Genomic DNA, 24,941 nt, shown 5'->3' with positions numbered 1-24,941 from the left:
ATTAAAGCCTTCTGCCTCTTCCAGCATCCAGCCTCAGGAAGATAAACAATAAAATGGTGAATCCCCACAAGGAAGAACCTCCGTAACTGAAGAACGGTAAAGGAATACCAATGACCGGAGTCAGCCCAAGCACCATCCCGACATTAATAAAAAGATGGAAAAGGAAGATACTGACAACGGAATAACCATAGACACGTGCAAAAATGGAAGTCTGCCGCTCGGATAAAGCAATCAGTCTCAGAATCAATATAAGGAAAGCCAACAGGACAGCAGCCGAACCGACAAATCCCTGCTCCTCTCCCACTGTACAGAAGATAAAGTCAGTATCTTGTTCGGGCACATATTTCAGTTTCGTCTGTGTGCCATTCAGAAAGCCTTTTCCAGTCAATCCACCAGAACCGATGGCTATCTTTGACTGATTGACATTATATCCCGCTCCCGTCAGGTCTTCTTCCATACCGAGTACAACCTTGATGCGGATTTGCTGATGGGATTCCAAGATGTTATCAAATACGTAGTTACTGGAATACAAGAAGCCGATAGAGCCAATGGCAAACAGAGCAATCAGGAAATAGGAACGTTGACGCTCTCTCAATGCCAGATAGAACAGATAACCTATCACAAGAACACAAAGCCCCCATTGCACCCATACCAGACTGAAGTGTATTCCGTATTCCGATATTAAATATGCGATAAGCAGAATAATCAGGCTTCCTCCGATAATGTTCCGTGTAGGTTCCCACTTTTTAGGGTACACCCATACCATTCCTCCGGCAAACAACAGAATCAATAACAACACGATAAATTCGCCCACCGGTGTAGGAGTATCGGCAATAAAGACCTCATCAAAACGGATGCCGACAACAAAGTAAATCACTGCACACAAACCGGCAAAAAGCACTACACCGGGCATTCCTTCCCGATAAAGCACCAAAAAGAAGGCAAGATAAACTAATGCCGACCCCGTCTCCCGCTGTCCGATAATCAGGAGCATCGGAAGAAGAATGATAAAGCCCAAGACGAAGGCACACTTTTCTTTCTTTATGCTGAATGAGTATGAGTTCATATATTTCGCCAGCGCCAGTGCCGTAGCAAACTTGGCAAACTCAGCGGGTTGCAAGCTGACCGGCCCCATCACCAGCCACGAACGCGACCCTTTCGTATCCGGTGCGATAAAGATGGTAACAATAAGCAGCACAATCATCCCTACATATATAATGTACGCGAACATATCATACATCCGGTCTTCCAGCATCAGCAAGACAAATCCCAGACCAAAGGAGCAAATAATCCATACAAACTGCTTTCCGGCACGGGTAGAGAAATCAAAGAAGTCACGATCGCCATAGTCATAGCTGGCACCGCAAACGCTGAACCATCCGCCGACAATCAAAAGCAGATAGATACCAATCGTTACCCAATCCAGTGTTTTCCACAAACTATCGTTCCTCGTTACCATATAAAATGATTCTGTTACTGATTTCTTCTGCTCTTAACTCATTCTCGGGCGACAACTTCCCTTTCATATATTGTTCCATCATCAATGCACCGATCGGCACTCCATAAGTCGCTCCCCAACCTCCATTCTCTACATATACGGCAATGGCGATCTTAGGCTGGTTCATCGGAGCAAAGCCCATAAACACCGAATGGTCATGTCCGCGATTCTGCGCTGTTCCTGTCTTTCCGCAGGCTTCAAGTTCCGGCACCATCACGGACAGCATACGGCAAGTACCTCCGGTGGCAGCAGCACGCATTCCTTCTACCACAGATTCATAATGTCTTCGCTCTATGGTTGTGTTGCGTGGATGTCGATAAATGCTATCCAACTGCGCATCCTGAATTTCCTTCACAATATGCGGTGTTGTAAAATGTCCTCGATTGGCAATCGTTGCCCCTAAGTTAGCTATCTGAAGAGGGGTAGACAGAATTTCACCTTGTCCGATGGAGATACTGATGACCGTCAGTCCGTTCCAGTGTCCACGATAAGCCTTGTCATAAAATTGCGCGTTCGGTATCAAGCCCCGTTTCTCTCCGGGCAAATCGACTCCTAACTTATAGCCGAATCCCTGAGAAACCATGTGATCTTTCCAGACTGTGATGGCATTCTGCGGTGAACCGTACTTACGATCACCGAACATTCGGAACAGCCCCCAACAGAAATAGGAGTTGCAGGAAGTCGCAATAGCCGGAATCAATGGCAAAGGTGAGCCGTGAGCATGACATCCCACTGTCAGACGCCCATAATGGAAACCACGAGAACAAGGGAAAGAAGGACTTTGCTCGGTAATGATTCCTTCTTGCAGGAAGGTCAGTCCCTGTGCCGTCTTGAAAGTTGACCCTGGAGGATAGACTCCCATCAACGCACGATTGAGCAACGGTTTCTGTTTATCACGTTGCAGCATCAGGTGGTTCTTACCACGCTGACGACCAATCATCAGATGCGGATCATAGTTCGGAGAAGAAACCAGACAAAGGATTTCTCCGGTTTCCGGTTCGATAGCTACGATACTTCCAATCTTATTTTTCAATAACCGTTCGCCTAATATCTGCAAATCAATATCGAGACTCAGAGTCAGATTCTTGCCCGGAATGGAAGGACGATCATACTCTCCGTCCATATAACGTCCCTGGATACGTCCGTGCGCATCGCGCAACAGAATCTCTACTCCCTTTTCTCCACGCAAGTATTTCTCGTACGATCTTTCGACTCCCAGTTTTCCTACATAATCTCCACGGATGTAGTATCCCTCTTCATCCGCCTCCATATCTTTAACGGATACCTCACCGATATCCCCCAAAGCATGGGCGGCAGCATTGTATGAATATTGCCGGATCGTACGCCGCTGAATATAAAAGCCGGGAAACTTAAACAGTTTCTCCTGGAAGACACCACACTCCTCCGCAGAGAGTTGTGACATGAACAACTGGTTGGTATATCGGGAATATCCCGGATTGCGGCGGCGGTCTCTCATATCGCTCATGATCTTAAGGAACTGAGCACGAGTAATGCCTAACGATTCACATAAATCGAGTGTATCCAGATTTTCTACCTCTTTCGGGACGAGAGTGATGTCATAGGCCGGCTGGTTGAATACCAGCAGTTTGCCGTTACGATCGTAAATAGCTCCCCGTGAGGGATATTGAATTTTATTCAGGAAAGCATTGCTGTCGGCATTCTTCTTGTAGTCGTCTGTCGTTATCTGCAAAACGAAGAGGCGTATCAGATAAATCAACACAATAGTTAAAGCAATCCCCCCGATAACAAATTTCCGCTTTTCTAATCTATAGTCTTTTGCCATTCCTATCTCCTTATTCCTTCTACAGCAAGAATGCAGGTTAAAGTCAGAAGGGTGCACGAAATCACCCGCAATAACAACAGCCAGATGCTGGTAAATGAGAAGAACTCAATGCTGAGTAATGCCAGGCTATGGACGAAAACACTTGCCGTGGTATATTTCAGGAAAGGAGTGATGCCCATGCTCTTGAAAGAAGGGATGATACTGTCCAGATTGTCACGCGGAGTAAACAGGCGCAGCAAGGAGGGACGAAGGAAAGCCAGCAGCACGGTTGCCGCAGCATTCATCCCCGGAGTATCGGCAAAGATATCAATGGTTAGTCCGAAGAAGAAAGCCCACAACATCAACTCATTCCGGGAAGTTCCGGAAGCGAATTTCAGTATAAAGTAAATGTAGAGAAAGGGAGTAGCATATCCGGCAATATGTACGTTATTCAGGATCAGCACCTGAAGAAGTACCAGCCCGATAAACCATCCGATTCTATGTATATAGGTAATTATCATTATTTCACAGCCTTATTTTCCAGTTCTTTCTGTTCCTGCTGACCGTTCCGGGCTATCACCCGCACATCACTCACCTTGCCGAAATCGGTAGCCAACTTGATTTTCAACAAATAAGACAATCCGTCGTGCGAGTCGGACATATCATCGACTGTTCCTACCATGATTCCTTCGGGGAATACGGTAGAGAAGCCGCTTGTCACCACCGTATCACCCAGATTAAACTCTGCATGACGAGGCAAATCTTTCAGATACGCATAGCGGGAATCTCCATGCTCCCACTTCAGATAACCAAAGTAGTCACTTCCGACAATCTTGCAACTAATATTTGACTTGCTGTTCAATACCGATATCACGAGTGAATACGAAGAGGAGGTTTCATAGACAATGCCCACAATTCCGTTTCCGTCCACCACTCCCATTTCGGGACGGATGCCGGCAGAAGAACCCTGATCGAGCGTTATATAATTATCCGCCTGATTCAGACTGTTCTTAATGACGTGTGCCTTGAACAACTGATAATCTGTCAGAGGTATCTCCTTGATGCTGTTTACAGTGACCGAATCAACCTGATGCTCCCGCAACGCCTTTTCCAGATTAGTGATCTGCTGTTCGAGCGCCATATTACGATCCAGCAAGTCTGCGTTGACCGATTTGAGATGGAAATAAGAGCTTATTCCTCCCGAAACTTCATAAACTGCCCCCACAACGACATTGGCAGATGTAAAAAAAGTACTCTGCTGATAGTTGTTGAACCGAAATAACAAAACAAAACTGGCTACCTCTAATACGATGAAGAGGAACCAGTAATTGTATTTCAAAAGGAAGTCTATTAAATTCCGCATGAATAATGATCCGTATTATTTATCTCATCAAGAAAGAGAAACGGTCTACATTCTTTAATGCCACACCCGTACCTTTGGCTACTGCGTGCAAAGGATCTTCAGCAATGTGGAAAGGTATGTTAATCTTATCTGTCAAACGCTTGTCCAGTCCGCGAAGCAATGCACCACCACCGGCAAGATAGATACCGTTGTGTACAATATCCGCATACAGTTCGGGCGGTGTATTTTCCAATGCACTCAGGATGGCTGTTTCAACCTTGGAGATGGATTTCTCCAGACAGTGAGCCACTTCCTGATAACATACGGGCACTTCCATCGGAAGAGCTGTGATACGGTTCGGTCCATGAACGATGTAATCTTCCGGAGCGTCATCGCCAAGCTCGGTCAGTGCAGCACCCACGTTGATCTTAATACGTTCTGCCATACGTTCGCTGACTTTCACATTATGCTGACGGCTCATATACTCCTGGATATCCGCAGTCAGATCATCACCGGCGATACGGATAGAGTTGTTGGAAACGATACCTCCCAAAGAGATAACGGCAATTTCCGTAGACCCACCACCTATATCCACGATCATGTTTCCTTCGGGCGCTTCTACATCAATACCGATACCGATTGCCGCAGCCATCGGTTCGAATATCAGATAGACGTCACGCCCACCGGCATGCTCGGCCGAGTCACGAACGGCACGGAGTTCTACTTCCGTACTTCCCGACGGCACACCGATCACCATACGAAGTGACGGCGAAAACAAGTGATTACGAGTATTTACCTGCTTAATCAAACCGCGCATCATTTGCTCGCAAGCATAGAAGTCGGCGATCACTCCATCCCTCAACGGACGAATAGTACGTATATTTTCGTGGGTCTTTTCGTGCATCAACTTCGCCTTTTCCCCAACGGCGATCATCTTATCTGTACGGCGATCCAAGGCCACAACCGAAGGCTCATCCACCACAATTTTCCCGTTTGTGATGATGATGGTATTGGCTGTCCCCAAGTCCATCGCTATTTCTTGTGTAAAAGAGAATAATCCCATTAATATAAAGTATTAAGTATTAAGTATTAGGTATAAAGTATCAGGTATAAAGTAGACTGCCTTATCCGCAAGGTTAATACTTAATACCTAATACTTAATGCCTGTTTTTAATGTTTAAAATGACGGATACCGGTGGTCACCATCGCCATACCGTGCTCGTTGCAGTAAGCAAAAGTAAGATCGTCTTTCACCGAGCCGCCCGGCTGGATGACTGCCGTAATACCTTCTTTGTCTGCTATTTCCACGCAATCCGGGAAGGGGAAGAAAGCATCTGAAGCCATTACCGCACCGTTCAGATCGAATCCGAATGATTTGGCTTTTTCAATCGCTTGCTTCAAGGCGTCCACCCGTGAAGTCTGTCCCACACCGCTTGCAAGAAGCTGTTTGCCTTTTGCCAGCACGATAGCGTTCGACTTGCTGTTCTTAACAATCTTGTTGGCAAACAACATATCTTCCACTTCTTCCGGAGTAGGAGCTTTGTCTGTCACAGTTCTCAGATCGGCAACCGTTTCAATATTCATATCTTTGTCCTGCACCAATACACCGTTCAGCAAAGCACGGAACTGTTTCTTCGGCAGTTTGGCTTCTTTGCGAACCAGGATGATGCGGTTCTTTTTCTGTCCCAAAATTTCGAGCGCGTCTACGTCATAGTCCGGCGCAATAATCACTTCGAAGAATATCTTGTTGATCTCTTCGGCTGCTGCTTTGTCAACCACTCCGTTAGTAATCAATACGCCTCCGAAAGCGGAAACGGGATCACCGGCCAACGCGTCTGTCCATGCTTCCAATACAGTTGGACGAGAAGCCAGACCGCAAGCATTATTATGTTTCAGGATAGCGAAAGTCAAATCTTCGTATTCGTCGATCAGATCGACGGCAGCATTGATGTCCAGCAAGTTGTTATAAGAGATTTCCTTACCGTGAATCTGATCGAACATGGCGTCCAGATTTCCGTAGAAATAACCTTTCTGATGAGGGTTTTCACCGTAACGGAGTTGCTTCTGGTTGTTTACCGAACAACGGAAAGCAGAACCTTCGCCGGCATCGAAATAATTGAAGATAGCTGAGTCGTAGTGAGAAGAAACGGCAAACGCTTCTTTTGCCATCCAGCGACGTTCTTCGAGTGAAGAAGTAGCGCCATGTTCCATCAGCATATCCAGCAATGGCTTATATTGTGCCTGAGAAGCCACGATGATGACATCGTTATAATTCTTGGCAGCAGCACGAATCAAAGAGATTCCACCTATATCGATTTTTTCAATGATGTCTGCTTCGGATGCGCCGGAAGCTACGGTAGCTTCAAACGGATACAGGTCGACAATAACCAAATCTATTTCGGGGATTTCATACTTTTCAATCTGTTGAATATCCTGTTCCAGGTCACGACGGCAAAGGATACCTCCGAAAATCTTCGGATGTAATGTCTTCACTCTACCACCAAGAATGGAAGGATAAGTGGTCAAATCTTCCACTGCCTTACAGGGATATCCTAGTGATTCAATAAACTGACGAGTTCCACCTGTTGAGAGAAACTCTACTCCTTCTTCGTAAAGTTTGGTAATAATTTCATCCAAACCTTCCTTATGGTATACAGATACCAATGCAGTTTTTATTCTTTTAGACTCTGACATTGAATTGCTTATTAAGTATTTGATGCGCAAAGTTACGAAATATTGTTTATCGTACGTAATAAATAAGGTGTGAATTAATAAAAAAAAGCGTTGACTATTCCTGTTGGAAAGTCAACGCTTCTTCTCATATAGAGCTTCTAATCAAAATCTATTACCAGATAGACACTCGTTTGTCCTTCGCTACGAACATAGGATCATGTTCTGTGATATTGAATGCTTCGTACCAGTTCTGGATATGAGGCAATGCCCCGTCCACACGCCATTTTCCTAAAGAGTGAGGATCGAGTTTGGTCAGTCGGAGAATCTCTTCCGGACGGATGTGTCCTGCCCATACATTAGCATAAGCAAGGAAGAAACGTTGTTCGGGAGTAAATCCGTCAACAACTTCCAGCGGTGCTGTTTCCATTGCTTTCTTGAAAGCTGCGAAAGAAACCTGCAAGCCACCGTGGTCGGCAATGTTCTCTCCCAAAGTAAGTTCACCGTTTGCATGTACACCGGGAGCCACTTCTATGCTGTCAAAGAAGTTAACCATCACTTGAGCACGTTCCTCGAACTTTTTAGCATCTTCTTCTGTCCACCAGTCTTTCAGGTTACCATCCTTGTCGTATTGACGACCCTGATCATCGAATCCGTGAGTCATTTCATGGCCGATTACCACACCGATAGCACCATAGTTCATCGCATCGTCAGCGTTCATATCAAAGAACGGAGCCTGCAGGATAGCAGCTGGGAAACAGATTTCGTTGGTTGTCGGGTTATAGTAAGCGTTCACCGTCTGAGGTGTCATCAACCATTCGTCCTTGTCAACCGGCTTACCGGCTTTCGCAATCATGTCATTGAAATCCCATTGGCTGGCACGCTCGATATTTGCCCAATAAGAGTCGTCTTTGATCTCCAGAGCAGAGTAATCTTTCCATTTATCCGGGTAACCGATCTTTACATGGAAAGTAGCCAGTTTCTCTAATGCTTTCACCTTTGTCGGTTCGCTCATCCATTCCAGCGCTTTGATACGTTCGCCCAGAGAAGTCTGCAAATTCTTCACCAATCCAACCATACGTTCTTTGGCAGCGGCAGGGAAGTATTTTTCGACATACATCTGCCCTACGACTTCACCCAAAGAGCCGTCTACAGTGCTTACCGCACGTTTCCAGCGAGGCTGCATTTCTTTCTTGCCGGACATTGTCTTGCTATAGAAATCGAAGTTTTGTGCCACGAAATCATCACTAAGGAAAGAGGCTGCGGCATCGATCAGATTCCATTGAAGATAAAACTTCTGGTCTTCAAGAGGCACTGTATTAATAACATCGGCAACTTCCTTCATAGCTGCAGGCTGACCGATATTCACTTCTTTCAAGTCACTCAGTCCCGAAGTAGTGAAGTAAACATCCCAGTTGAAAGTAGGAAAGTTCTTTTTCAGCGTTTCCATGTCCATCTTATTATAGTTGGCATGCGGATCACGCAATTCTACTTGAGAACGGGCAGCTTTGGCAAGACGTGTTTCGATGTTCATCACGGCCACCATTGCTTTCTGTGCGGTAGCTTCGTCATAGCCGGCCAACTGGAACATTTTAACGAGGTGTTCCTTATATTTATCGCGGATACTCTTCGTCTGCTCGTCATTCTCCAGATAGTAGTCACGCTGTCCCATTCCGAGACCGCCCTGATAGGTCTGCACTATGTTCATAGAGCTGTTCATATCATCCGCACTAACAAACATGGTAAAGTAAGGACGTATTCCTTTCTTCTGACTTTCGGCAATGTAGTTGTAAATCTCTTCTTTATCTTTGAGCGCATCGATAGCCGCCATTTCTTCTTTGATCGGAGCTGCTCCTTCTTTGTTCAGCTTCACGCTGTCCATAGCGATGTTATAAAGATCACCCACTTTCTGGGCAGCACTGCCCGGAGCGTTGTCTTTCTTTGCAGCCAGTTCTGCAATCAGTTCTTTCAACTGTTCGCGGCTTTTCTCGTGAAGCATATCGAAAGAGCCGAAGCGTGAATACTCGTCTGTCAGCGGATGACTTTCAATCCACCCACCGCAGGCATACTGATAAAAACTTGTACCCGGCATTGCCGTGGTATCCAGATTAGCAAGGTCGATACCGGACGTTAGTACGGCCTCTTTCTTGCTATTACATCCTGTTGTCATAAGGCATACGGCAAGAATTGGTAAATACTTGGTTACTTTCATATTATATAATAAATTAGTTTTTCACTTCTTCCAGTTCCATCGAAACCCGTTCCCACTCTTCAACGGTGGTATCCAATTGCTGTTTCAGCTTCTGATGCCGTTCATACAGTTGCATATCCGATGCTCCTTCCGGGGTTGCCATCTTTGCTTCCAGAATGGCGATTGCCGATTCCGTTTCTTCAATCGAAGCCTCACAGTCCGCCACCTGGCGTTCCAACTTCTTTATCTTCTTATTGAGTTCCTTCTGCGCTTCATACGAGAGTCTGTTCTCCGAAGGTTGCTCTGTATCCGCTTCGTTTCCTTTGGCAGATGCGGTAGGAGAAGTAGAGAGAGAAACTCCTTTCTGAAGTTCATTCAGGCTGTCGATCTTCTTCTTTTGCAGGAAATCGTAAATACCGCCAAGATGTTCTTTCACTGTTCCACCACCGAACTCATATACTTTAGTCGCAAGTCCGTCCAAAAAATCACGGTCGTGGCTGACAAGTATCACTGTTCCGTCAAATTCGCGGATAGCTTCTTTCAGTACATCTTTGGAACGCATATCCAGATGATTGGTAGGTTCGTCCAGAATCAGGAAGTTCACCGGTTCCAGCAGCAACTTAATCATAGCCAGACGGGTACGTTCTCCACCGGAAAGCACTTTCACTTTTTTATCCGAGGCCTCTCCGCCAAACATGAATGCACCCAAAATGTCACGTATCTTCAACCGGATATCTCCTGTCGCCACACGGTCGATCGTATCAAATACCGTCAGGTTTTCATCCAGCATCTGCGCCTGATTCTGTGCAAAGTAACCGATCTGCACGTTATGTCCGATCGTCAGTTTACCATCAAAATCGATCTCGCCCATGATACATTTCACCAACGTAGATTTACCTTCTCCGTTCTTTCCGACAAATGCGACTTTTTCTCCTCTGTTGATCGTCAGATTCACATCATGGAAAACAACGTGATGTCCGTATGCCTTACGTACGTCTTCACAGATAACCGGATAATTCCCGCTACGGCTGGCAGGAGGAAATTTCAGGCGGAGGGAAGAGTTGTCTTCCTCATCGACCTCGATACGGTCTATCTTTTCCAGTTGTTTGATACGACTCTGCACCTGTACGGCTTTGGTTGCCTTATAGCGGAAACGTTCGATAAAGTCTTCCGTATCCTGTATCTGCTTCTGCTGATTCTCATAGGCACGGAGCTGCTGCTCACGACGTTCTTTACGTAATACGACAAACTCATCGTACTTCACTTTATAGTCATAAATCTGACCGCAGGTAATCTCAATCGTACGGGTAGTTACATTATTAAGGAAAGCACGGTCGTGGCTGACCAGCACAACAGCATTGGCACGGGTAGACAGGAAGTTCTCCAGCCATTGTATACTCTCGATATCCAGATGGTTAGTCGGCTCATCAAGGAGCAGCACATCCGGACGACGAAGCAAGAGCTTCGCTAGTTCGATACGCATACGCCAGCCGCCGGAGAATTCGGAAGTCGAACGGTTAAAGTCTTCCCTGCTAAAGCCCAATCCCAACAGGGTACGTTCTATTTCCGCCTGAAAATTGGTTCCACCCATCATCAGGAAACGGTCGTTTTCGTGTGTGAAGCGGTCTATCAACTGGTGGTATTCTTCGGATTCATAGTCGGTGCGGTCGGCAAGCTGCTGATTCATCCGTTCAAGGTTTGCCTGAAGTTCGAAAATATGCTCGAAAGCGAGTTCTGCTTCCTCCATCACCGTGCGGACATCCGAAAGGATCATGACTTGCGGCAGGTAGCCGATCGTTACATCTTTAGGGACGGCTACCACTCCGCGGGTCGGTGTTTGCAGACCTGCCAATATTTTCAGCATAGTCGATTTGCCCGCACCATTCTTGCCGACCAAAGCGATGCGGTCTTTTTTATTGATCACATAGCTGACATCCGCAAAGAGCGGTGTCGCATTAAATTCTACTGATAATCCTTCTACTGAAATCACTTCTGTCTCTGATTTATAAGATTTTGGATTGCAAAGATAATGAATAATTATTGGATAAAGGGCAGTATTATCCGTTATGAAAGACAAAAAAAGCAGTCATTCATAAGAATGACTGCTTCCTGATCTTTATCAAAAGCTTTTCTTTAGAACAATTTAGCAGGGTATTCACCGGCATCTACCAATGCCTGAATCTTGTCCACTACGCTCTGACGGTCTTCCGGATAAGTTACCCCAAACCATTTGCTGGTAGTATCCAGAACTTCCACAGTTGCAGTTCCGTCGTTAATCAATTTATCCACCATCAGCGGGATAAAGAATTCGCTCTTCAGGTTCTCCATGTTCTTCGGATCGCTCAGGAAAGTCTTGAAGAACTCTTCGCTGTAAGCAAAATAGTCAGGAGTAAAACCCCAGAAGTTCATACTAACCGGAGTCGTATCAGGAGTAGCTGTCCATTCACCGTTATCATCAATGTATTTTACTTCACCGTCCAGACGTTGGATCTTCGTACGTTCCACTACGGAAGTCAGCAAGTTGTTAGCATCTGTACTGCAGATACCACGAGATACCGTACCGCTTTCGCTCAACGTATTTCCCACACGGAAACCTACCATTGAATAAACATTCTTGGAATTTTCGGGAAGAGCAGACAGGAATTTGCCCATTACCTGGAACGAGTCACGACCATAGAAGTCATCGCAGTTGATTACCGCAAACGGTTCATTAATCACATCAGCTCCCATCATTACCGCATGATTTGTACCCCATGGTTTGGTACGGTCTGCCGGACAAGTGAAGCCTTCCGGAAGATCATCGATAGACTGGAATACCAGTTCGCAAGGAATATGGCCTTCGTATTTAGAAATAATCTTTTCGCGGAAATCCTGTTCAAAATCTTTGCGGATTACAAATACAAGCTTACCAAATCCTGCGTTGATAGCATCATAGATAGAGTAATCCATAATAGTTTCGCCGTTAGGACCCAGTCCGTCCAATTGCTTCAAGCCTCCATAACGGCTACCCATACCAGCAGCCAATAAGAATAAAGTTGGTTTCATAAATTGTGTAATATTAAAAGGTTAGTGATGTCAATGGCATCAGATTTCGTTGCAAATTTACAAAAATAGTTGAATCCAACAGGACAAATATCAATCATTATTCACTAAAATCGTACAAAAATCATTCATTAGAACGGGTAACCGATAGCAAAATGTATTCCCAGATTCTTAAAGAAAGCTCCGGTTACATTATAATAGCCGCTACGATCCGTATCATAAGGCAGATGCAGAGGAATACCGAAGTCAAGACGGAATACGAGAATATCCATATCATAACGGATACCGACACCGGTTCCCAAAGCTATTTGTTTAGGGAAAGTCTTCAGACGCAGTTGTGAATCGGGACGTGCTTCTTTTCCATCAGCCAAAAGCTTTCTGTCTTTGCGCAACAACCACACATTTCCTGCATCCAGAAAGGTAGCTCCCCAAAAGCTCTTGAAAATACGGAAACGATATTCCACATTCGCCTCAAAGCGGAATGTACCGGTCTGATCCAGATAGGAATATTTTCCCTCTTCCGGATGATAACCGCCCGGACCGACGCTGCGCACTGTAAAAGCGCGGATACTATTGGCACCACCTACATAAAATTGTTCACTATAGGGAGCTATCGTAGCGTTGCCATAAGTAAACAGTGCACCTACTGCCACCCGACTGGCTATCGCATTATTCTTATCTATGTTCCACAAATGACGCAACTCCGTATTCAACTTCACAAACTGTGCAAACGGAGCACCTAATAAACTTTTATCTTCTTCATTGAACGGCTTGCCAAAAGCACGGTAAATAAGGGAAGTGATATTACCCGCCGAAGTGACAGTAGACTGCCACCAGATAGGGTTCTTTATCCTGCGAACCGAAGCATTGTCATACGTATACGTATATTCCATCGCCGGAATAAACTGATTCCTAAGACTGACATACAGTGCAGGATTAGCTTCAGCTATCTCTTTAAATTCCGCAGACTGATGCTGCAAGACATTAAATGTCAGTTTAAAAGGAGTAATACTATGCCGGCTGGTACGGGAGGGCTGGAAATCGTATGTAGCATTGCCGCCAAAGGACAGCAGTTTATAATACTTTGCCCGGTTCAGCTGGTTGATATACAGACGGAAGGTCGTCGTGGCCGGGAAGTCAAACTCCCTTTTACCCAGATGCGGGAACACGACTCTCGGGAAAGTCAGAGAAGTAGAAAGCCCCATTTCCCAACTGTTCATCAGTGAACTCTTCTCACCGCCTCCGGTCTGCCATTCATAAGAGCCTTTCAGTTTTACGTTCCAGCTTTCACCACCTCCGAATACATTATTACGGGTGACACCGAAAGATGCACCGGGACCGGTCTGGTCATTACTCTTCGTTACTACATTCAGTTCCAGTTCCGCATCCAACGGTTTGGCAAACGTAGCCTGCATAGTGACATCCAGTGTATCACAAGCCGCTGTCGTATCTCGGGGAGCATATTGCATATCCATATAGCTGAATATACCGAGCTGACTCAATTTCTCCTGCACCTGCTCCTGCCGATACTGGCTATAAAGGCGGGTACGGTTGGAAGCCCTCATCTGTTTGCTCCGTACAAACTGCTGATAGTTCATCCATCGATAGAGCATATTCGGACGGACCTGCAATTTATCATAATAGTGGATATTCAGATTCTTGTACAAGATACTGTCATTAGGTGCCTCGCCATTCTTTCCGAAGAGATAGACCGAAGCATCTCCTACATAGTAAGAACGTTGAGCGGCAGCCGGTAATCCCGGAAGAGGAATCAGACGAAGACTGATATGTCCGCCGGGAACCAAGGTTGTATCCGCCTGATAGGTCATATAATCCGGACGGAAGTAGAAATATCCCCGATTACGCAAAAGGGTACTGATACGGGAACGTTCTTCATCCAAATCCACCACATTAAACTGTTCGCCAGGGGTGATATAAGACATACGACGTCCGCGTTCCATGATCTTCAGAGTCTGGGGAGTGAAACGCTGATAATACACAGTATCTATGAAATAAGGATTCTTCATATCTACCGTATAAAGCAGACTTGCTTTCAGACTATCTTTCTTATCGACCAAGGTCTCGTAAGTCACTTTTCCATTGAAATATCCGTAATCACGGAGCAGGTTAGTGGCCACCTTGACACGTACTTCGGGGTTGACAGTAGAAATAAAGACAGGCGGATTGGCGGCAAAGCGGTTAAACATCCACTTACCGAATCCTTTCTTGTATTTCACGAAGTCATTATACATCCACATTTTAAAAGGAATAGGCAGAAAACCTCCCAACAGAGTAGTACTGGGAGTTTTGGCAAGTGCCGCATTGATTTCCGTCAAAGCAGTTTCACCAACCCGTGTCGATGACTTATTGACAATCACCGTTTTTCCTCCGGTATAGAGTATTTCATCTTCGGGCAGATGTTTCGTCACCGAACACGCCGAGAACAACACTATACCTATAAGACAGCCTGCTAATATGTTAATACGTATATCTTTCATTCTTACTTCTTTTTCTTAAAGATGAACAGTTCACTGAGTTTATCCAGTTTCTTGCGAAGTACCAGACCGACTCCAGTTTCCGTAATCTCGCCTTCGAGTACACTCTCATAGTTCTTATCGTAGAACAAACGGACATAACGGGTTCCCGTACGGTCCAGACGATATTCCAAAGAGATATTGTCAATGAAGGATTCGGCATCATTCGTCGCATTTTCGCCCGTCGATACCTTACCGCCGATTACAATCTGGAAGCGGTTATTGAAGAGGCGCTGCGAATAACGGAAACTGTAATCCGTACGCTTGCCGCCGGTATCCGAGGCGTCATGATCTTCGACACCCACAGAGACGCTGGCATTCTTCAGGTTACCCATCAGTGAATTTATCTGACTGCTCAGTACGGAGTTCAGGGCAGAACCCATATTCAGCTTGCCAAGTCCGCCGCCTCCACCGCCGATCGGTCCGGTGCCGAGATAGGTTTTCATCAACATGATATAAAGTGCCTGTTTTCCACGTTCTTCCGCTCCCATTGCTGTCAGTTCATTCTGTATGGTCGCATCTTCCGGGGCCGCTACGTCGAAAGCAAAAGACAGGTTGTCCAACCGGTTCTTTACGACAATGGAAACGTCAAAGTTAACCATTCTCGTTCCTCCGTTCTCTCCTTCGGATACGGAAGCGCGGATACGATCGGTTGCCTTGAAGTTCAGCATGGGGTCCATCGGGTTTCCGGTCCAATCTACATAGCTGCCGTTATCGATGGCAAATTCCTTGACTGCAATGATAGGCAGAGAATACTTCATCAGTCCACCGCTCAGTGTGTAACGTCCGGTCAATGTCAGGTCTCCCTGTGGAGTGTATTTCATCGAAAGATCGCCGCCGCCTTCCAGTTCGATACGATTGTCACTGGCATCCAAGTCCACTTTCACCCTGACTGAAGGGTCGATATGAACCATCATCAGCATATCCAGCCCACCTAAAGATACGGTAGGCACTTCCTGACGGACAACTGTGGTGGTATCACTAAATGAAGTAAATGTCACCAGACTTCCCAGACGATCCTGTACGGTCAGCGGTGAATCGGTCAGTACATACGAGACATCCGTATTGCCCAGCAGATTCAGGTTTCCACGCATATTCAGCCCGTCCAACGGGCCTTTTATGGTTGCCCGCAAGTCCGCAAAGACTTTTCCGTAGACAAGGCTTTCGCGGGTACGCTTCGCATTCAACAAGGTATAGTTTTCCGCCAGCAGATTCAGACTCGCCATCGGTCGGGACATATCACGGAAATCGACATAACCGTCGATCGTAAACGGATTCTTTCCTGTGGTGTAGATGGCGAACTTATCAAATATCAGACGATTGTTCTTTAACTGCACTGGGCGGTTATCAAACAGGAAGTTAGCACCATACTGGCGTGACAGGACAGATACGCTGTCCAGTATCAGTTCACCGTTTATCAATGGCTGCTCGGTACTGCCTGTTATATTCAGGTCACCGTCCATATCACCGGCAAGCGTAACCAGCCCGTCGGGAATAAAGGCGTTGGCAATACGAAGCGGGAAGTGTTCCAACGTCGTATTTACTTCCAGGCTATCCTTTCCCGTCGAGGTAGGGAGCAGCTTGCCATCTGCTATCAGCACTTCTACCTTATCATGATTCAGATAAGCGTTGAGGTATTGTTTTCCCTGTTCGCCCGGCAGCCATGTAGCTCCCAACGTAATGTCACCAATGCGCTGGCGTTCATAAGTCAGTTCATCAATGGATGCTTCCGCAGAGAGCTGAAGGTCCTTTTCGGTCTGTATGTAGTGTGCTTCTGCCGAGAACAATCCGGTGATTTCGGGAAAGTAAGGCAGTACGCTCGTTATTTCATCCAAGCGGATTCTCCGGATTTCGACATCGATATTCTGCAAAGAGACCGTATCTCCCTGTACCGAATGCACACGGAAGCCCATGCCTTCATCATCCCACATATCCACATTGGCATACACGCGCATATTCTTGTGCAGATAAATCCAGTTATGATCTTCGTTGAAATGGAATTTACGGAACGCAATAATCGGTTCTTCCGGAATCAGTGTAAAGGCCAGTCCATCTCCTTTTCCACGTCCTCCAACCAGCGGACGGGCATTGACTCCGAGCAACACACCGGTTTTCCCCTTTTCGTTCTTATATTCTGCCAACAGCTCGGCATCGCGGTCGCGAATCTCGCCTGTCAGAATAGTGGAGAAGGAAAACTGGGGATTCTTCGGTCCGTTGATTACTCCGGCACGGAGGTTCATACGGGTAGTATCTTGTTTGACGGTGAAAAAGACCGTATCCAGTTGCAAGGTATCCACTTTCAAAGCATGGATGGCTGCTTTTCCGTTGATTCCCCAATCGGGAGCAGTGCCGAATTTCATGGAAGCATCATGGAACGATATATTCTTCATTGCCATATAGTATGCCAACGGATTCTCCTTTCCTGCCGAGAAAGAGAAAATGGCCGATGGCAATGCTTCACGCAAAGCAGCATGATCCAAGAGTTTTTCATCCACCTGCTTCATCAACACATCTACAAAATGGGTAGACTGACGAATCAGAGGATATACACCGGCACGGGCACTCAGATTCAGTTTCATATCACCGGCGGTGAAATGAGTGAAAACACGGTTCTGCCGTGCCTCTCCGCTTAAATTGAATGCCAACGGACGCTTCATCGGCTTGGGCATAAGTCCCAGTTCGTACAAATCAAGCTGAGTAACGTCAATTGTCACTTTACCATCCGGATAGCTATGAGCTAAATTATATTCTGCATCCGCCGTCATTTTCAGGAGTTCATTGTCACTGGTAAGCTGAGCCGTTGCCAAAGCACCTTTAAGATTTCCCGTCAAATGAACATTCGAAAGATGATAGCGGGCGTAATGAAGCTGGTCCAAAGAAAGATTCAGATTGGCTAAAGAATGGAAGGACATGACATCCAGCCCTCTGCCCTTGGCATCTGCCGAAAGAGACAGTTCATAAATCGAGTCTTTCGGGAGAAAATGATGCAGTTGCAGATCGTTTATTTTCAGATCGGCCGTATAAACTTCTGTCGAACTGTTTAATGCGGCATTTACATTCATGCTGCCCTTGCCTTCTTTCAAATCAAGTTTTGCTTTATACTGCGGGCCGTTCATCTCCATCTTCATCTTGAGACTCATACTGTCGGGAATTACCAAAGAGCCATCGGGTGTGACTCCGGTCAATCCTGTCAGGAAGTTCAGATTCCGGGTAACCATATCCAGCCCAATAGTTCCCGAACGAGTCAGACTGTCCGTCAGGTTTTCAAGGATTCCTCCCCCCTTTAGCGAGAAAGCTCCCGGCAAGTCTACTGTGAAGCGCGAAATCTGCATTTCTTTCAGATTCCCATCCGTACCGGCACGGATCACTAACGGACGGAACGGATATGCTTCTTTAAACGTTTGAGGCAGTCCGCCGGCAAAAAGCATCACGTCCTCTTTGCCTATATGTGCGTTAAAGCTGGCGGATAAACGTCCTGTCGTCGGGATATTTACGAGTTCCCAATAAGTCTGGGCGGACAGGTCTATTTCAGAATGTGGGGTTTGCAGTTTCAGTTCAGGAATGCGGATGATAGAATCATTCGAAAAGAGTCGCCCTGTCAGTGAAGTAATACTCAGTCCCGAACGCTCTTCCATCGTTATTTCACGAATCACAGCGTTCATATTTCTGCCTTCGTAGAGCAGAGAGTCCAATCCGATGCGGATATTCCGGACTGCTATATGAGAGGCGTCAAAACCTTCCGACGGTTGGGCTTCTCCGGTGTCATAACTGGCGGAGGCACCCGACAAAAGGAATTGCTTCAATCCATAAAACTGGTTCTTTAAATCCGCTTTGGCGTCATCAATGGTCGCTTCGCCTATGTACGCCGCCATCTTCATGGAGTCGGCAGGCAGTTTCATACCGAATGATACATTCTTCAACTTCAGTTGATGAAGGTTCACCTTCCAGTTCACGGGGGCAGATGCCGTCGTGTCTTTGGGAGTGGTCGTGGTATCAGTCATCAGAAGTTGTATATGAGTATCGGATAGCTCTGTCCGATTGACAACTGCCGTTTCGTTCGATAAATCGACCCCATGACTTTGCAGAAAGAAACGTCCCAAAACGCCTTTTATCTGCATCCCCTCTATCAGATTGGCTGAGTTGACCGCCACCTGACTTAAGGTAACCTCGTCAACTTCGACTTTTCCTTTGAGCAACGGCCATGCCTGTACGCGGACATTCAGGCTTTCCAAAGACAATAAGGTGTCCGGCTGCTGTATGACTTCCACCCCTCGTACCAGCAGATTTAATGGAAAACGAAGGTCTATCCGTTCCACCTGAATCTGCATTCCGGTTGCCTTAGAAGCATACGCAGTAACCTCCCGTCGCAAAAGATTCTGAACAGGAGGTATATAAAGTAATACCATCAGTATTACAAAAAGTATTATAGGAGTAAGCAATATCCAGCCCACCCGTCTTATCCATTTTCGTTTCATGCAGGATGTGTCAGTGTAAAAGTGATACAAAGTAAACAAATTACTTTGAAAAAAGGTTTGTCCAAGAGCTAAAATGTGAAAAAGGCGGAGGTTATGGTTACATTTAGCGCAATTTCATCCCGTTCATTCCGTTCATTCGGAAGGTTAGATACTTGTTAAGGCAGCACCTTCTCACTGTGCTACGAGCTTATGCCCGTGCCACTACGTTGGCACGCTTGTGCCACCGCAGTGGCACGACTGTGACATGCCTTTGGCACAACTGTGCCAACAAGGTGGCACAAGCATGGCACTATATAGGCTGTTCCAAAGGAGCTGCCGAGAGAGATTTAATGTAAACCGAGACTATACTCCTCAGCAGCACGAACAACTTTACGCACCGCCTCCAAAGCTTCCAGCGTAGTCTTTTCTACTTCTTCGGAGAACTCTTCCCCCCGGCAAGACTCCAGCCATCTTAATGAAGCAACAGACTCAGAAGCACCAATCAAAGTAAAAAGTGGAAGTAGCTTATGAGCCATAGCGGCAATTCCATCCACCTCCCTGTCAGTTAATGCCTGTTGCATCCGGTCGGCATTCTTGCCGGTCTCTTCGATAAAAGTCCGGATAATAGAACACGCCGCTTCCGGATCATCTTCCGAGAAGGCAGTCAGTGCAGAAAAGTTGAATAAAGTATCTTTAGGTAGCGCATCTGCAATCAATTGCATATCATGTGTTATATGCGCCTCATCAGCTGACCTTTGTCCTTCATTCAGAGTTACCAGCAATTCTTTCACCGTAAAAGGTTTGTGCAGGCATCCGGCAAAGCCGTGTTCATACAAAGCCTTCTCATCCATTTCGCTGCGTGCCGTAACAGCAATAACAGGAATATTGCGGGCTTGCGGAATGTTAGAGGCACGCAATAATTTGACCAGATCAAAACCGTTGATAGCAGGCATCTGTATATCGGTCAGCAGCACATCAAATGTCGAAGAGCGCAGTTGCTCTATCAGTTCTTCCAACTGCTCGCAGCAGACAGCATCGATGTTGTGCTGTTTCAGCATGGCAGCAGTCAGGTTCAGCTGAATCTTATCATCATCAATCAGAAGCACACGGATCACCTTCATGGCCGGTACGGCATCTGTCTCTTCCAGAGAAACATCTGTTTCTTCCGGAGAAGCATCCGTATCTTTCGACGTTTTCTTGATTCTGCTTCCGAAAGGTTTATTTTCCACTATTGACTTGCCTACCGGAAAGAGTGGCAACACGACAGTAAAGCAACTTCCTTTTCCTAACGTGCTTTGTACATCGATCGTACCTTCAAGCAGAAGAACCAGCTTATGCACAATGGACAATCCCAGTCCGAATCCTTCTTCTCCCTGCGCACCGGGGAGGCGGGTAAATTCCTGGAAGATGCGTTCCCGGTCTTCCGATGCCATCCCTTTGCCGGTATCCGCAACCGCTATTGTCAGCTTCGAAGCGTTATAACCAACAGTTAATGTGATCTTGCCCTGTTGAGTGAATTTCACCGCATTAGACAAGAGATTATTCACTATCTGCTGAATACGTAAAGGATCACTGATATATTTCTCCGACAGTTCCGGAGCGATATGACATTGCAAGACCAAGCCTTTAGCCGCCGTCAGCGGTTCAAAGCAAACACGGATTTCTTCAAACAGCTGAGCAGGATTAAAAACAATCCGGTTCACTTCCGCTTTATTGAGGTCAAGACGGTGGAAATCAAGCAAGTCGCTTACTAACTTCAGTAAATGCTCTGAAGAACTTTTCATATTGTCCAGATAGAATCGCTGCCGTTCATCTTCGGTCAGGCGGGACAAGAGTTCCGTATATCCCATTATCGAGCCTAATGGCGCCTTAAAGTCATGGGTAATGGCAAGCATCAGTTTTTCACGGGCAACAAGCAAATCTTCCGCCCGCTTATTCGCTTCTTCGAGCTGACGCCGATAACGGTTGCTACGAGTAATATCCCGCATAATTAAGATCAGGAAAAAGGCGGATAAGAATACGGCGCCAATGGCGATCCCGGCAATGATATTAGCCGAACGCATCCGCACCTCTTGCTGAAGTTCCGCATCCTGACGGGCACGCGCAGACATTTCCTCCTCGTATCCTTTTATCAGACTATCCATTCTTGCGGTCAGCTGTGTATTCATCCGCTGATACCTCGTACTGGTACGCCGGATCGTTCGCCTCCGCTGCAACCGTTTCTCTTCGGTAGCCATGCGAATTTTATGCTGAAGGGAGTCCGCCGACTTGACAGGTTCCAGAATCGTATCGGTGGCAACTTCCAGAGAAGTATTGACCAGCACGGCAGTATCTTTCTTAGAAGGCGCGAACACTTCCCCCAATCGTTTGAAGAAGCCTTTCTTCTTCGGAGTAGTGATCAGAGAATCGCGTTTGGTAATGACCCGGTGTTGTACCCGTTGCTGAGTAATCACCGAGTCCTGCTGTTCTGATATGATTTCTTCAATCTCCGAGGCAGAGAGCAAGCTGTCATTCGCCTCGCTCAGCACCCGCAGCATCTGAAGGGTATTCTGATCTTTCTCATGGAGAAGACTCAGCAGACTGTCTGTCCGCAGATTCTGCTGATCGTCCGCAGCCGACAGCGTCTCCATCTCCTGATGCACAAACACCAGAGAAAAAAGAAGAATCGCCAGCAGCAATATATAGCCGATGGTTATTTTCAGTTTGGTGGAGCGAAAGGAAGCCATAGGCAATTAATATTTTAAATTATGAATTTTGAATGGAAGGCGGTAGTTTCGTCTTGTGATGGAAACGCCACCATAACATCAGACCGGCACTGGTCAACCCAAAAGGAAATGCCATCCAGACACCTATGATCCCCCACTCCAACACGAATCCGCAAAAATAGCCGACCGGAAGCGAAATAAGGAAATAAGCAATGAAGGCAATCAGCATCATCAGTTTTACATCTGAGATTCCACGCAAGGCATTGGCAAAGGTTATCTGCAATCCATCTCCAAACTGATATACAAGGAACGGAAGGATAAGCGAAGTTACCATAGCCGCCACTTCGGTACTATCGGTAAACCAGCCTCCCAGATAATTGCGGCAAAGGAATACGATGGAAGAAAGCACAACGCCCAACGCCATCATCACATGAAAACCGGCATAAGCCGAACGACGTACATTGAGTATATCGCCCTGCCCGTTAAAGTTACTCACACGGACAGCCACAGCTGCCCCCATCCCGTAATACATCATAAACGTAAACTGGGAAATAGCCAGCATGACCTGATGAGAAGCCAGCGCAATGGTGCCCAGCCAGCCAATCATCACCGCACTCAGGCTGAACGAAGCCGTCTCCATCCCCATCTGAAAAGCAATCGGCCAACCCAGCGAATTCAATCGTCCGAATATAGCCTTCGACCATCCCAGACGATAGAAGCCGAGCTTAAAACGAAGAAAACGCGGACTCCGCATAAAGACTATGATAAATACGACTACCATCATGATACGCGAGAACAGCGTACTGATACCTGCACCCAGCAAGCCCATTTCCGGCAAGCCCAGCTTTCCGTATATCAGGATATAGTTGCCGATAATATTCAGCACATTTCCGCCGAGCAATATCCACATGGCGGTCTTAGTATCCGTAATTCCATCCGTAAACTGCTTGAAGCCATTGAACAGCATCACAAATACGAGCGAAGCCAGCAGAACCAGATAATAAGGTTTTATCAGGGGAATAAGTTCTTCCGGCTGTCCCAAATTTCCCACATTAAAATAAAGGACAGTCATACCGATGGTAAGCAAGAGTGCCACCAACAAATTTGCCAGCAGGCTGTTACGCAACGCCTGTCCTGCCGAAGCGTACTGATGAGTTCCATACAAACCTCCCACGATAGGGGTCAGCCCGTACGAGAAGCCTGTACTGAAAATAATCACCAGATTGAATACATTATTGACGAAAGAAGCAGCACCCAGTTCTATCGTACTATGATGACCGATCATCAACGTATCGGCAAACCCTAGCACGATAACTCCTATTTGCCCGATTACAATGGGCAATCCGAGAGAAAGCAGCGCTTTGTAATGCTCCTTATATATACTATAGATATTTCTCATTTATTTTTCCGTAGTTAATCGCATATTCCGGCAACTCCGCATCCCGCCGTTGCCTCCAATAAATATCCCGCCGATAAGGAGAGGTCAGGATATCTGTTTCTTATAATAAAGTATCACTCCATTCTCCTTCCGGAAAGCAGACTGAGCTACCTTTTGCAATTGTCCGGCAGTAACAGCGCGATAACGATCTACCTCCTTTTCCATATCTTCCGCCCTGCCCAACAGTTCATACCACGCAAGATTGGTAGCGACATTCAAATAATTGATATTGCCGAATATCTGCGTCGATTCGAATTTATTCTTCACTTTTTCCAGTTCCTGTTCGTCAACAGGTTCTTGTTGCAAACGTTCCAGTTCTTCACGTACGGCCGCTTCCGCCTGTTCCAGCGAAACACCTGCCGCAGGTTTGCCTGAGATATGGAACAATCCGGCATCCACACTACCGGAAATATAAGCGTCGATACTCGAAAATAATTGTTTTTGCTGTACCAGCCGTTGATTCAGACGACTGGAACGTCCGTTGCTCAACAAATCCGACAATATATCAAAAGCGTAATAATCCGGATGATCATGACTGCACATATGATACGCCATGAATAATGAGTCGATGGGTACGTTGCGCTCTACTGTCAACCGTCGTTCTTCTGTCTGCTCCGGTTCCTGCGGCAGATTCCGTTGAGGAACCTCCCTGCGAGGGATGGGACCGAACCATTTTTCCGTCAATGCGACTGCTTCTTCAAAAGAGATATTTCCCGTTACGGCCAGCACTGCATTGTTCGGCGCATAAAAACGGAAGAAGAATGCTTTCACCTCTTCCAGCGTCGCATTGGCTATGTGCGACAAATCTTTTCCGATGGTAGGCCACTGATAAGTATGCGCCCGATATGCCAGAGGACGCAAAAGATGACCGACGTCTCCGTAAGGCTGATTCAGGCAACGCTGCTTGAATTCTTCCATTACTACTCCACGCTGTACTTCCAGACTCCGTTCACTGAAATCAAGGCTCAACATACGGTCGGATTCCAGCCAAAAGCCGGTCTCTACATTCTGCCGGGGTACAGTGAGGTAGTAATTGGTTATGTCATTATTGGTCCAGGCATTATTCTCGCCGCCTGCCAGTTGCAACGGCATATCATAATCGGGAATGTTCACCGAACCTCCGAACATCAAGTGTTCGAACAAATGAGCAAAGCCTGTATGCTCGGGATGTTCGTCGCGGGCTCCCACATTATATAATACATTAAGAGCTACCATCTGCGTACTTTCGTCCTGCGAATGTACCAGACGTAACCCATTGTCCAGAATATGCCTGTTGATCTTCAT

General features: G+C 46.4%; 15 protein-coding genes. 1 reads left to right on the top strand and 14 read right to left on the bottom strand.

The window, feature by feature from the left end:
- Nucleotide 1: 1 nt before the first annotated feature.
- The 11 genes from rodA to NBH01_RS18275 all read right to left on the bottom strand — a co-directional run bounded on the left by rodA (nt 2) and on the right by NBH01_RS18275 (nt 19,535).
- Entirely contained in the window at nt 2–1,459 is a 1,458-nt protein-coding gene (rodA, locus tag NBH01_RS18325) for a rod shape-determining protein RodA (RefSeq protein WP_225679414.1), read from the bottom strand.
- Entirely contained in the window at nt 1,440–3,302 is a 1,863-nt protein-coding gene (mrdA, locus tag NBH01_RS18320) for a penicillin-binding protein 2 (RefSeq protein ID WP_008762750.1), read from the bottom strand. The genes rodA and mrdA overlap by 20 nt, the downstream gene beginning before the upstream one ends.
- 2 nt (nt 3,303–3,304) lie before the next feature.
- Nucleotides 3,305–3,802: a rod shape-determining protein MreD gene (gene mreD / locus NBH01_RS18315; protein WP_008762749.1), complete on the bottom strand. Its 498-nt coding sequence runs from the start codon at nt 3,800–3,802 to the stop codon at nt 3,305–3,307.
- Nucleotides 3,802–4,644: a rod shape-determining protein MreC gene (mreC, locus tag NBH01_RS18310; RefSeq protein WP_250700210.1), complete on the bottom strand. Its 843-nt coding sequence runs from the start codon at nt 4,642–4,644 to the stop codon at nt 3,802–3,804. Before mreC ends, mreD begins: the two co-directional genes overlap by 1 nt.
- Before the next feature lie 19 nt (nt 4,645–4,663).
- Nucleotides 4,664–5,686: a rod shape-determining protein gene (locus NBH01_RS18305; RefSeq protein ID WP_008762747.1), complete on the bottom strand. Its 1,023-nt coding sequence runs from the start codon at nt 5,684–5,686 to the stop codon at nt 4,664–4,666.
- Nucleotides 5,687–5,793: 107 nt separating this feature from the next.
- Nucleotides 5,794–7,317 carry a bifunctional phosphoribosylaminoimidazolecarboxamide formyltransferase/IMP cyclohydrolase gene (gene purH / locus NBH01_RS18300; protein ID WP_055220326.1) on the bottom strand — a complete coding sequence of 508 codons (1,524 nt, stop codon included), beginning with the start codon at nt 7,315–7,317 and terminating at the stop codon, nt 5,794–5,796.
- Nucleotides 7,318–7,468: 151 nt separating this feature from the next.
- Nucleotides 7,469–9,505 (bottom strand): M13 family metallopeptidase, encoded by a 2,037-nt coding sequence (locus tag NBH01_RS18295; protein ID WP_225679418.1) that lies wholly within the window; start codon nt 9,503–9,505, stop codon nt 7,469–7,471.
- Nucleotides 9,506–9,518: 13 nt separating this feature from the next.
- A complete protein-coding gene (locus tag NBH01_RS18290; protein ID WP_234141552.1) occupies nt 9,519–11,474 on the bottom strand; it encodes an ABC-F family ATP-binding cassette domain-containing protein in 1,956 nt (651 codons plus the stop codon).
- A 143-nt stretch (nt 11,475–11,617) separates the two neighbouring features.
- A complete protein-coding gene (locus NBH01_RS18285) occupies nt 11,618–12,529 on the bottom strand; it encodes a nucleotidyltransferase family protein (protein WP_225679422.1) in 912 nt (303 codons plus the stop codon).
- A gap of 128 nt (nt 12,530–12,657) precedes the next feature.
- Nucleotides 12,658–15,024 carry a translocation and assembly module lipoprotein TamL gene (gene tamL, locus NBH01_RS18280; protein ID WP_074859259.1) on the bottom strand — a complete coding sequence of 789 codons (2,367 nt, stop codon included), beginning with the start codon at nt 15,022–15,024 and terminating at the stop codon, nt 12,658–12,660.
- A 2-nt stretch (nt 15,025–15,026) separates the two neighbouring features.
- Nucleotides 15,027–19,535, bottom strand: a complete 4,509-nt coding sequence (locus NBH01_RS18275; RefSeq protein ID WP_225679424.1) for a translocation/assembly module TamB domain-containing protein — start codon at nt 19,533–19,535, stop codon at nt 15,027–15,029.
- A gap of 176 nt (nt 19,536–19,711) precedes the next feature.
- Here NBH01_RS18275 and NBH01_RS18270 point away from each other — a divergent pair, with 176 nt between their 5' ends.
- A complete protein-coding gene (locus NBH01_RS18270; protein ID WP_225679426.1) occupies nt 19,712–19,870 on the top strand; it encodes a hypothetical protein in 159 nt (52 codons plus the stop codon).
- Here the strand turns inward: NBH01_RS18270 and NBH01_RS18265 are convergent.
- The 3 genes from NBH01_RS18265 to NBH01_RS18255 form a co-directional block, all read right to left on the bottom strand.
- Entirely contained in the window at nt 19,862–22,240 is a 2,379-nt protein-coding gene (locus NBH01_RS18265) for an ATP-binding response regulator (protein ID WP_225679428.1), read from the bottom strand. The genes NBH01_RS18270 and NBH01_RS18265 overlap by 9 nt on opposite strands.
- A 19-nt stretch (nt 22,241–22,259) precedes the next feature.
- Nucleotides 22,260–23,618, bottom strand: a complete 1,359-nt coding sequence (locus NBH01_RS18260; RefSeq protein ID WP_225679430.1) for an MATE family efflux transporter — start codon at nt 23,616–23,618, stop codon at nt 22,260–22,262.
- A gap of 84 nt (nt 23,619–23,702) precedes the next feature.
- Entirely contained in the window at nt 23,703–24,941 is a 1,239-nt protein-coding gene (locus NBH01_RS18255; protein ID WP_225679432.1) for a M16 family metallopeptidase, read from the bottom strand.

Source organism: Bacteroides sp. B1-V-101 (genome assembly GCF_023656585.1).
In the GTDB taxonomy this organism is placed as follows: domain Bacteria; phylum Bacteroidota; class Bacteroidia; order Bacteroidales; family Bacteroidaceae; genus Bacteroides; species Bacteroides thetaiotaomicron.
Note: the sequence above shows the minus strand (reverse complement) of the source record. Positions and strands in the feature narration are given on the sequence as shown.

Excerpts from the sequence above, each read along its gene's own strand:
- rodA (WP_225679414.1), bottom strand. The coding sequence starts at position 1,459 with ATGGTAACGAGGAACGATAGTTTGTGGAAAACACTGGATTGGGTAACG.
- mrdA (WP_008762750.1), bottom strand. The coding sequence starts at position 3,302 with ATGGCAAAAGACTATAGATTAGAAAAGCGGAAATTTGTTATCGGGGGG.
- mreD (WP_008762749.1), bottom strand. The coding sequence starts at position 3,802 with ATGATAATTACCTATATACATAGAATCGGATGGTTTATCGGGCTGGTA.
- mreC (WP_250700210.1), bottom strand. The coding sequence starts at position 4,644 with ATGCGGAATTTAATAGACTTCCTTTTGAAATACAATTACTGGTTCCTC.
- NBH01_RS18305 (WP_008762747.1), bottom strand. The coding sequence starts at position 5,686 with ATGGGATTATTCTCTTTTACACAAGAAATAGCGATGGACTTGGGGACA.
- purH (WP_055220326.1), bottom strand. The coding sequence starts at position 7,317 with ATGTCAGAGTCTAAAAGAATAAAAACTGCATTGGTATCTGTATACCAT.
- NBH01_RS18295 (WP_225679418.1), bottom strand. The coding sequence starts at position 9,505 with ATGAAAGTAACCAAGTATTTACCAATTCTTGCCGTATGCCTTATGACA.
- NBH01_RS18285 (WP_225679422.1), bottom strand. The coding sequence starts at position 12,529 with ATGAAACCAACTTTATTCTTATTGGCTGCTGGTATGGGTAGCCGTTAT.
- tamL (WP_074859259.1), bottom strand. The coding sequence starts at position 15,024 with ATGAAAGATATACGTATTAACATATTAGCAGGCTGTCTTATAGGTATA.
- NBH01_RS18275 (WP_225679424.1), bottom strand. The coding sequence starts at position 19,535 with ATGAAACGAAAATGGATAAGACGGGTGGGCTGGATATTGCTTACTCCT.
- NBH01_RS18265 (WP_225679428.1), bottom strand. The coding sequence starts at position 22,240 with ATGGCTTCCTTTCGCTCCACCAAACTGAAAATAACCATCGGCTATATA.
- NBH01_RS18260 (WP_225679430.1), bottom strand. The coding sequence starts at position 23,618 with ATGAGAAATATCTATAGTATATATAAGGAGCATTACAAAGCGCTGCTT.
- NBH01_RS18255 (WP_225679432.1), bottom strand. The coding sequence starts at position 24,941 with ATGAAGATCAACAGGCATATTCTGGACAATGGGTTACGTCTGGTACAT.